This window comes from Nostoc sp. DedQUE12b (assembly GCF_034530835.1).
Taxonomy (GTDB): domain Bacteria; phylum Cyanobacteriota; class Cyanobacteriia; order Cyanobacteriales; family Nostocaceae; genus Nostoc.
This window is the reverse complement of the sequence record NZ_JAVRCI010000081.1, coordinates 22,797-29,217: the sequence shown is the minus strand read 5'-3', so window position 1 is coordinate 29,217 and position 6,421 is coordinate 22,797. Positions and strand designations below refer to the sequence as shown.

At 39.5% G+C, this 6,421-nt stretch carries 5 protein-coding genes; 3 read left to right on the top strand and 2 right to left on the bottom strand.

Translation table 11 applies throughout. The annotated features are described in order from the left end of the window. The first annotated feature begins 5 nt into the window (after positions 1 to 5). From RMY16_RS27295 to RMY16_RS27285, 3 genes are all read left to right on the top strand, one after another. Complete coding sequence (locus tag RMY16_RS27295) at positions 6 to 662, top strand: DUF3386 domain-containing protein (protein ID WP_322738998.1); 657 nt, start codon at positions 6 to 8, stop codon at positions 660 to 662. A gap of 178 nt (positions 663 to 840) precedes the next feature. Next, a complete protein-coding gene (locus tag RMY16_RS27290) occupies positions 841 to 1,350 on the top strand; it encodes a HugZ family protein (protein ID WP_322738996.1) in 510 nt (169 codons plus the stop codon). A 196-nt stretch (positions 1,351 to 1,546) separates the two neighbouring features. Beyond that, positions 1,547 to 2,434: an alpha/beta hydrolase gene (locus tag RMY16_RS27285; RefSeq protein WP_322738995.1), complete on the top strand. Its 888-nt coding sequence runs from the start codon at positions 1,547 to 1,549 to the stop codon at positions 2,432 to 2,434. Positions 2,435 to 2,507: 73 nt separating this feature from the next. Here RMY16_RS27285 and RMY16_RS27280 read toward each other — a convergent pair whose 3' ends face one another. After that, on the bottom strand, positions 2,508 to 5,219 hold the full coding sequence (locus RMY16_RS27280) for a zinc-dependent metalloprotease (RefSeq protein WP_322738994.1): 2,712 nt from the start codon (positions 5,217 to 5,219) through the stop codon (positions 2,508 to 2,510). A gap of 432 nt (positions 5,220 to 5,651) precedes the next feature. Next, positions 5,652 to 6,224 carry a Coq4 family protein gene (locus RMY16_RS27275; protein WP_322738993.1) on the bottom strand — a complete coding sequence of 191 codons (573 nt, stop codon included), beginning with the start codon at positions 6,222 to 6,224 and terminating at the stop codon, positions 5,652 to 5,654. Between the last annotated feature and the right edge of the window lie 197 nt (positions 6,225 to 6,421).

Sequence of the window (6,421 nt, the reverse complement as noted above, 5' to 3'; positions counted from 1 at the left end):
AGCACATGACAGTTACACAACTCTCTGCTCAGGAACTTTTCCGGGCTGCTTATGAAAACCGCTATACTTGGGACAAGAATTTCCCTGGTTATACTGCAAATATTACCTATAAGCATGATGATAAAGTGTTTACAGGCAAAGTTATCATCACTGCCAATCTCAAAGCCGAAGTTTTGGATGTAGATGATGAGTCAGCCCAGAAAGCAATTCATGGTCAAGCCTGGGAGATAGCAATTCACCGCGTCCGCCGCAGCTTTGAAGACACCCACAGTGCCAATACCTTTACCTATGGTAAAACTGATGAAACTGGTGCGGTTGAGCTTTTAATGGGTGGTAAGGCTGAAGGCGATAAATACAAAGTCCGCAATAATGAAGTATGTCATGTTCACCGTCTAATCCACGGTACTTATGTTACCATCGACACCTTCAGCAGTCACGACACTGGCGAAGGCTACCTGTCCCATACCTATGACTCTGTGTACCATGACCCTAAAACTGGGGAACAAAAGGGTGGTAGAAGCGAATTTATTGATGAGTATGAAAAAGTTGGTGACTATTTCATCTTAAATCGTCGGGAGATTCGCACCGAAACAGCAGGAGAATTTTCTACTCAGGAATTTATCTTCTCTGACATTAAATTGTTGGAACCTGTTGCTGCTTAAGCTGTATTCTGTAATTCAAAAATTAGCGATCGCTCTTGAGTTAATAAAGGGAGCGATCGCTTTTATTTTTTGGGCATTCCATGCGTAGCTGTAGCTCCTCGTAGACATCGCTCAAGCACGTTAAGAAATCACGTTAAGATACTTTATTAGGTGTTCCTAATCAAGCGGTAATTTACTTATGAGTCAACTTGAAAACATTCAAGCTGAGTATGAAAAGTTCCCCGAAGCATTTGAGAGTGTAATTATTAGCACCGTGAGCGCACAGGCAATACCCAATGCTAGTTATGCTCCCTTTGTAATGGATGATTCTAAAAATATCTATATTTACGTTAGTGGTCTTTCGATTCATACCAAAAATATTTATGCCAATCCTCATGTTAGTGTCTTGTTTATCGAGGATGAAGCTAAAAGTAATCTAATTTTTGCCCGTCGTCGTTTGAGTTTTGATTGTACGGCAACGTTGATAGAGCGTGAAACTGATAAGTGGAATCAAATTGTTGAGCAATTTCAAGGGCGGTTTGGTGAAATTATCGAGGTTTTGCACGGCTTGTCTGACTTTCGGATTTTCCGGCTAACTCCAAGTGAAGGTCGTTTTGTAGTTGGTTTTGGCAGAGCATATCATATTACTGGTGATAACCTTCATCAACTTGTTCAAATTACAGGAGATGCCGAGAAAAAGCAAGGGTAAATTATGAATGAGACGTAGCCAATTCTGACTCCTGTTAGCGGATAGCTAAGGTTTAGCCCATTCTGACTTCTGAATTCTGCTGTATATTGATTCATCAAATCTTCTCCTGATTCTTTAACTATTCAGACAGATGTATTTTGAATCATTAATTAGTTTGACTGTATGTAAATTCAAATAAACTAAACTTTGTAATTTTATGCTTCAGTTTCAACCTCCTGGCTTTGGACATAAAGTTATCCATACATCCTTAGGAGCAATGGTTTACTATACCCAAACGAATGCACCTTGGACAATTGCTGACACTGAAGATTTACCCACATTACTATTTCTCCATAACTTTGGTGGGGGAGCGTCTGCTTATGAATGGTCTAAAGTTTACCCAGCTTTTGCCTCTAATTACCACATTTTAGCCCCCGATTTAATCGGCTGGGGAGAATCGACCCATCCAGTGCGGGATTATAAAATTAGGGATTATCTCAGCACGATCGCAGAATTTATCATCCAAACTTGTCGTCAGCCGGTGACAGTGGTAGCCTCATCTCTCACAGCCGCTTTTGCTATTCGTCTAGCTATTGTTCAACCCAATTTATTCAAAGCACTGTTTTTGGTTTCCCCTTCTGGATTTGATGATTTTGGGCAGGGTGCTGGACGCAGACTTCCGCTTTCGGTAATCAATGCGCCTCTGTTGGACAATTTTATTTACATGCTTGGTGCTGAAAATGAAATCGCAGTCCGAAATTTTTTACAAAGTTTTCTCTTTGCTAAGTCACAACGAGTATCGCAAGAAATGGTGGAGGCTTATTTAACCTCGGCACAACAACCTAATGCCAAGTTTGCTGCTTTGGCATTTTTGCGAGGCGATCTTTACTTTGACTTGAGTTTATATATTCAACAATTGACAGTTCCCACCGTCATTTTTTGGGGAGAAAAGGCACAATTTACCGACATCAAATTAGGACAACGCTTGGCAAATCTAAATCCAAGAGCAATTCGAGATTTTTATGCGATCGCAGATGCTGGAATATTACCTCATTTGGAAATACCAGAAGTTTTCATTGGTCTATTGCAGCGGGATTTTGGGTGAGTGGGGAGGGAGCAGAGAGGGAGCAGAGGGGCAGGGGAGCAGGGGAGAATAACTAATGAAAAATGACAAATGACTATTTAGAAAGTAATTGTGCGTTTAATGCTTTAATAATGCGATCGCCAGAAGCTTCTAAGTGAGCTAAGGTGTAAACATCAAGGCTTTCGCCAAGTTGTTTGAGTCTGGCATTAATGGCTTTTTGGAGTTGGCGCAATTCATACCAAGCCAATGTCCGACCATCTTCAGGTGTATTAGTAGTACCCAACATCATCTGTAACAAAATATTCAGATGCTCCCGTTGCAATGAACGCCGGATGCTAGAAATTGGCTTTGGTTCTCCGGAGGTGAAAACTTCTGTCCAGATGCCTGTTTGCAGGGTGTCGAACAGTTCTGGCATGGAAAGCGCTTCTCCAGGCAGAGTTTTTAATTCTATATCTTGTAACCGATTTAGGCGATCGCTGTCTAATAGCGATCGCAATATCGTACTTTGAAAACTCAAAATGCGATCGTGAATTGGATAATCAAGGCGGTTATTAGGTGCAGAACTACCCCAGTGTCCCCAACGCGAGGGTGCTAGTTGATTGAGCAATTGTGGTGAAAAGCTAAAAGCATCTTCGGCAAATACATACTCTTGCAACTTTGTCAACGCTTGGCGTTGTTTTAAAAGTGAAACTGGGACAAATGCCCAAGCAGCATCATTACTGGTATTGAGACGCCGAAACGATTGTCCACCAATGTACTTAGAAAGTAAAGTAGCGTTCCGAAAATAATATTTCAGTACTCTATTAAATTTAAGGCGCAGGTTACTATAGCTTTCTCCTTTCGATAGATAACCGTTATCAAGACGCTGCCACATAAAACGAGCATTATCCATTTGCCACTGCGAATAAAGTAGCACATCACTACTCATATCCCAGACGTTTGCCAAAGGATTGATGTCCCAGATATCTTCATCGGTTGCGTAAGATAATTCTGGTTGAGGCGACGCTAGTGCAATCTGGTCTAAAAAACTTTTTTCTGATTCTGGAATAGTTACCTCAAGCGCTGTTGATAGAAATCTTTTATAACCATACTCAATTGCCCATTCATCATAAGGCCCAATAACTCTTGGGAAATAGTCACCTTGCTGTACTCCCTGTGGTGCTATGTTCACAGGTACATAGTCCATCACCGAACCCACTAAACCTTTGGTGTGGGTGATTTCGGTATTATTTAATTCTTGAGGCGCTAACATGGTGCTGCCATGAAAATTGTGGCGTAAACCTAGAGTGTGCCCAACTTCGTGAGCGATGAGAGAACGCAAATATTGATGCACATACTCCTTCATCGTTTCACTACTAGATGTAGTGTTTGGCAACATTGACAACGCCAGCGCTCCCATAGCCGCTTGATTTGAAGATTCCACACCATAGCAGGACTCAGAGGAAGAGGAGGCAAATTTATCCAGGAATTTTCCCTCGTCTTCACGTCCTTCTGCCTTTTCTTGGCATGGATTTGTGCGCAGTGCGTGGTATTCTTGCTGAACTAAGCGCAGCATATTGGCATCCACAATGATATCTGCATCCAATATTTCCCCAGTAAATGGGTTAACGCGCATCGGCCCTTTGGCAAAACCTGCATCTAAAGAATTGAACCAGCGAATAGTGTTGTAATGTACATCTGCTGGTTTCCAATTAGCATCATCTGGCATTTGCTGCACTTCAATGGCATTTTGAAATCCGGCTTTTTCAAATGCTTTATTCCACATCAAAACGCCTTCACGAATTGCATCGCGGTATTCTAGTGGTACAGCATTTTCAATCCAATATACAATTGGTTTTTTGGGTGGAGATAAGGGGGCGTCAGGATTGGATGGTTCTAGATGCCAGCGATTAATGTAACGTACAAATGATTCGTGAGCATTATTGTGAGAAAAATCTTGGAAATCAGTAGTAAAATATCCAACTCTGTCATTGGCAAGTCTGGGAATATAACCATTGTTTTCTCGCATCTGAGAAAAACTATAGTGTACCTTCAGAGTGAGTGCCCTACTATCGGGTACAGTGATTAAATTTGAGCCTTCTAGTGATGAAAAACCGTAAATCGAATCAATCTCTACATTTTCTGGGAAGCTGTTAACATCACCAAAATATGACTTGCGTACATCTAAGCGGTAATCAGCCTGTAAAGAGTATTTTAATAAAGGAGTTAATCCAGAAAAATCTTGCATTAGCAGTTCATTCAGGTCGAGCAGAATATTTTTACTGTTTGGATCAATAGTGGCTATTTGGAGTGAATAAAGAACTGAATCGCTAAATGAACGAGCAAGCGATCGCTGTTCTGGTATACTATCTGTACGGAATTTTACGTTCCGCACAACAAAATGCAATCTATTATTTACTCGTTGGAAGTAAAAGATAAAATCAGAGAGAGGTAATCCACTATAAATTCCACTTTCCCCAACGCCTGATTCCAATGTCACTATAGCTAGGTAATCTTTATTTAGCTGCTCTTGCTTAAGTTCTAAGAAAACTTTTCCTGAATCCTCGCTGCAATACAGTGTGAAGAGTCCCTCTAGTTTATCTACCCGATTAACAATCCCATTAAATCGGCAAAAATCTTGCTTTTTAATCTCAGCAAGATTATTGTCAGCACTTGCTACGTTTTCAACTACTGGCAGTGTATTTAATTGCTGTACATCAATATTAGAAGTATTTGAAAGTTGGGTTGCTTCTGCATAATCATTTGATAGAAACAAGTTAGACAGTAATACTACACAGATTACTAATTTCGTTATCCAGTATTTCATCCTTTGGCTTTCCACCTGAAGCAGTTATCGTGTTGAGAAAAAATGTGATTAGTTTGTCATCTGCAAGCCCTTCAAATATCTAAGGACTACCATATAAATCCACTTAGTCAGATAAACAATGTCTCTAACCTAAAAGTCTATGAATATTAATTGTTATTAGTAGCTCTTCAGGAATTACCCATTAAGTATTTATTTCTTAAGATAGATAATTTTTACCGCTAAAGGTATATGTTTTTTTTGCTTATATCTGTATTAAAAACCAAATCTAGCATTAAAAATGTATTTAGTGCTACATTTGCCAGCCTAAGCAATATCAAGCATTTTTTATAAAAAAAGAGCAAAGCTTTTAAAAAAGCTGTTATTAAGTAAGTAAATTCTTTTTTCGGATGAATTGTGGAAATTTATGGTAATCTCAACTTTTTTCTCAGATGGTCAATTGGTTCTTTCTTCCCAATGGTCTTCAAAGCGGTAGCCCAACAGAAAATCAGCTTTCTTGCCTAGTTCTCGCCCTTTCTCCAGGTTGACGAAAATCGCTTTGATTTGTTGGGGAGCTAAAATTGGATAGAGCAAGCTATCCAAGCACAGACCGATTTGGAGTGATTTACTGTAGTTTTGTGTAGCAGCAAAAGCAAGTACACCAATTTCTCCTGCATAAGTGGTGTCAAAATCAAGCAAGACATGAAAAATATCATGGGTAACTAAATATCGCAGAGCAAATAGATTACGTTTGGCAACGTCTACTAGTTCAGGGCTGATGTTTAATGGTTTTAATTGATTTGTTTCCATATAATTGGCATATTCTCGTCCAAAAGTGCCTTGAGGATATTGGCTTAATAGGTTCAAATCAATTGCAGGATAATATCCCACTACTGGTTGTAGTTTGGAAGTGACTTTTGGAGAAACTTTAGTACCAAAAAACTCAGATTTAAGAATGGCAATATCACCCAAATTTTCTGAGTTTTTATAACCCAGAATTGCTTTGAGTTGTTGTAGTTTTTTGAGCATAATACTTTTCCGTAATGGGCTAACAACAGTTGAGAAAGAGCCAGGGGTAGACTTTGAGACAAAATTATCTAACATCGAATAACTGTTAAGGACAGAGTTAGGTGAGTAGGCCAAATAACAGACTAGCAATCTTGACAGATAAAAATCACAAACCCTTGTTGTGACTAGTTTTGATAAATACAGGTGTAGCTTTAGTT

Bases quoted from the DNA above. Each gene is read 5' to 3' on its own strand.
- RMY16_RS27290 (WP_322738996.1), top strand. From the start codon at position 841: ATGAGTCAACTTGAAAACATTCAAGCTGAGTATGAAAAGTTCCCCGAA.
- RMY16_RS27275 (WP_322738993.1), bottom strand. From the start codon at position 6,224: ATGCTCAAAAAACTACAACAACTCAAAGCAATTCTGGGTTATAAAAAC.
- RMY16_RS27295 (WP_322738998.1), top strand. From the start codon at position 6: ATGACAGTTACACAACTCTCTGCTCAGGAACTTTTCCGGGCTGCTTAT.
- RMY16_RS27285 (WP_322738995.1), top strand. From the start codon at position 1,547: ATGCTTCAGTTTCAACCTCCTGGCTTTGGACATAAAGTTATCCATACA.
- RMY16_RS27280 (WP_322738994.1), bottom strand. From the start codon at position 5,219: ATGAAATACTGGATAACGAAATTAGTAATCTGTGTAGTATTACTGTCT.